Annotated in this window: 2 protein-coding genes; both read right to left on the bottom strand. The window is 26.2% G+C overall.

The window, feature by feature from the left end; all coding sequences use genetic code 11:
- Positions 1-95 precede the first annotated feature (95 nt).
- Positions 96-1,262 (bottom strand): glycosyltransferase, encoded by a 1,167-nt coding sequence (locus CD129_RS08800; RefSeq protein WP_107510088.1) that lies wholly within the window; start codon positions 1,260-1,262, stop codon positions 96-98.
- 14 nt (positions 1,263-1,276) lie between these two features.
- On the bottom strand, positions 1,277-2,950 hold the full coding sequence (locus CD129_RS08795; RefSeq protein WP_115337620.1) for a CDP-glycerol glycerophosphotransferase family protein: 1,674 nt from the start codon (positions 2,948-2,950) through the stop codon (positions 1,277-1,279).
- Between the last annotated feature and the right edge of the window lie 216 nt (positions 2,951-3,166).

Genomic DNA, 3,166 nt, shown 5'->3' with positions numbered 1-3,166 from the left:
ATCTAGATATTCATTAGAAAGATAAATATATAATATTTACAATATCTTAATACGTAATTAAAGAATCCCTAACAATTGAATTGTTAGGGATTCTACTATTTCATATGCAGATTTATGTTTTTAATAAATTGATGATATATTGTGTCACCTTCAAAATGGGCACTTCTTTGTTCACCATAACTTATAATATTCTGTATTTCATCACTATTATAGTTTTCAATAATATATGCCAATTGATTGCCATAACGCTTTATATCTTGCTGTTCTATTAGATAACCGTTAACTTTATTATCTATTAAAAATTCTGGTCCATAGCAACCTTTATAACTCACCACAATATTACTTTGATACATCGCTTCTAAAATGACTAATCCAAATCCTTCAACTCTAGATGGAACTGCGGTAATTTTACTAGATGCTAAAATTTTAGATAGTTGATTTGTAGTTGGTTTCAATTGAACGATATCACTTATACCATATTGTTGTATCATTTTTTTATAATGTTCTTTTTCTTGGCCATCACCGTATATTTCAAGTTGATAGTCGTATTTCCTCATAGTTTCTTGTATATGGTTAATACTTTCGATCAGTAAATCAAAACCTTTTTCTTGTTCAAAACGACCAGCAGCAGTAATAACATTTTGCTTTGCAATATCATATTTAGTTTCTTTAAGAATATTAGGTACTATTATAACCTTGGTTTCTGACAGTCCTTGCTGATAATCCATTTTATCTTCATTCGTCAAGGTTGTTACCAAATCTAGCTTATTATAAGATTCAAGAATGCTTTTTTGATATTGTTCATTATGCGCATGTAAATACATATGTTCCATACCTATTTTTAAGACATCACTTGGACCATAATCTGCAACAAGTATATTATAGCTTGCGCGTGTACCTACAATTATATCTGTATGAACATTTTTAATTTCTCGAATAATTTGTTTCTCTATATAATTTGAAAACTGATGTAACCCTGGCTCAGACGGATGTATTATTTTCGGTTTAAGTAAAGGTGTGAATTTATTCAATCTATTCATAAATATATTAGTTAAACCTTTAACTGTTTTGTTATACTCTATAATTGGTTTGATTTCAATTTTTTCATGCAAATCAAAATAAGGTTTTTGATTTGCTTTGAAAACTGAAATAATTTTTACTTTATGTCCTTTTTCACTTAAAATATTTGCCAAATTAGAAATTGATTTAGTTGTACCACCCATATGATATATATTGTGAACTAAAAATGTAAAAGATTTCATAATAATCACCTATTTCAGATCATGGACTCATCTATCAAACTTGTGATAGTTTCGTATGATTCATTATTTTTATTAATAAATTTTTCGTTAATGTCGTAATATTCTCCGCTCAATATTGCTTTAAATAAAGCCTCTTTTTCAAAGTATTGATTCTCGTTTACTAATTCATAAATATGTTTATATAAACCTCTATTGTAGTCATAAACTTTATAGTCTGGTGTATATAAGTATACCTTTTTATCAATCGTTAACGCATCAAATATAATAGATGAATAATCGCTAATTATAATATCGGATACTAATATAAGTTGTTGCGTTTCAAATTGAGCTGTATCAATATAATTCTTATGTTTATTAGAATGATCTTCTTCATGATATTTATAGATGATATTATATTTCGACTTTATTTCTTCAGGAAATTCAAGTAAAAATTCTTCATCATTATTATCTCTCCATGTTGGCGTATATAGAATCGTTTTTTTCTCTTTATTTAAATTTAAAAGTTGTTTAATACTTTCGATTTCATTCATATCCCTTTTATATTCCAATAAATATTGATTCCTAGGATAACCACAAGATACTATCTTTGTGTCTTGCATAGGAAATGCAGATTCAAATACATAGTTAATCGATTCAACATCAGTAATAAAATAATCTTGCTTAATTAATTTATTATACTTACGTGCTCTATAATTAAAAATATCAATATTTTGTTTAGGTTCTTTACTATCTAAAAATAACCGTTTTAATGGTGTACCATGCCATAATTGGATAATCGTTCCATTAGGTTTTATATTGTCTGGTAAATAACTCTCCAGTATCACGACACTAGCTCTTTCTATCATTTCATTTGTTTCAATATGACTAGGTGAAATAAAATGATCACCTTTTTTATCATCGGTAACAAAATATACCGTGTATTTCGAATATTGTTCTGTTAAATACTCAAACAAATACTTTGAATTACCTCTATATCCAAAATCAAAACCTAAAAATACTATATAAGGCTTTAATTTTGTTTTATCCTTTTCATAAATGTTTATAGATTCCAACTGTTTTTGTACAGCTTTTTTATTTAAATTTTGATAGGTACTTTTTGGTAATTTAAACTTTGTTTTCAGCATTATCTTGTCAATCGTTCTAGCATTATACGGTAAGCTGACTTCTTTCATTTCAAACACACTATTCATAGAACTAAGCAGCGCTAATTTATTTATATAAAATTTCGACTCTGAATCAAGATTTTGCTCTTTCAAAGCTTTTATTCCATGTATACTTGGTTGGTTTTGATCATAAAAATCAAATACAACATGAGAATCTATTTTAATTTCATCTAAATGAATTAAAGCATTTAAAGTAATATCAAAAATATTTTCCCATTCAAAGTTAGTGATTAACCATTTTAAATCTTCTTTTTCAAAAATAATATTTGGTTGAATCGTTACATTATTAAACCAATCAGATATTGTTATAAATGCTTTTCCCATATATCTACTATCGTTTGTATAATATCCGTTATTTGTATAATCGACTATATAAGAATTGTCATCTAGCTCTGTACTTTTTACAATATCTTCTCTAACTTGAGTATATTTATCTTTTAAAATAATATGACTTACTTCCCGACAATGCGTATTTATGAAGTTCTCTAAGTTCGGTTGCTCATGAATATCTATAATTTTAATCATTTTACACCTCTAATAATATTAAATTAATACAATAAATTGACTTCATTGTCTATACACGTAAGATTTATGAGTAATTTCATTGTTATAATTATAACATTTCTGCAAAGTTTTCATTTTGGTAAAGGGTCATCCCATTTTACTCAAACTCAACATATTCTAGTATAATATACTAATAAGTAATAAATATACATTATAACCATTTTCAGAATTGTAAAA

The organism is Mammaliicoccus fleurettii, from assembly GCF_003970575.1.
Taxonomy (GTDB): domain Bacteria; phylum Bacillota; class Bacilli; order Staphylococcales; family Staphylococcaceae; genus Mammaliicoccus; species Mammaliicoccus fleurettii.
The sequence above is the reverse complement of the archived record's forward strand: the minus strand, read 5'-3'. Positions and strand labels throughout refer to the sequence as shown.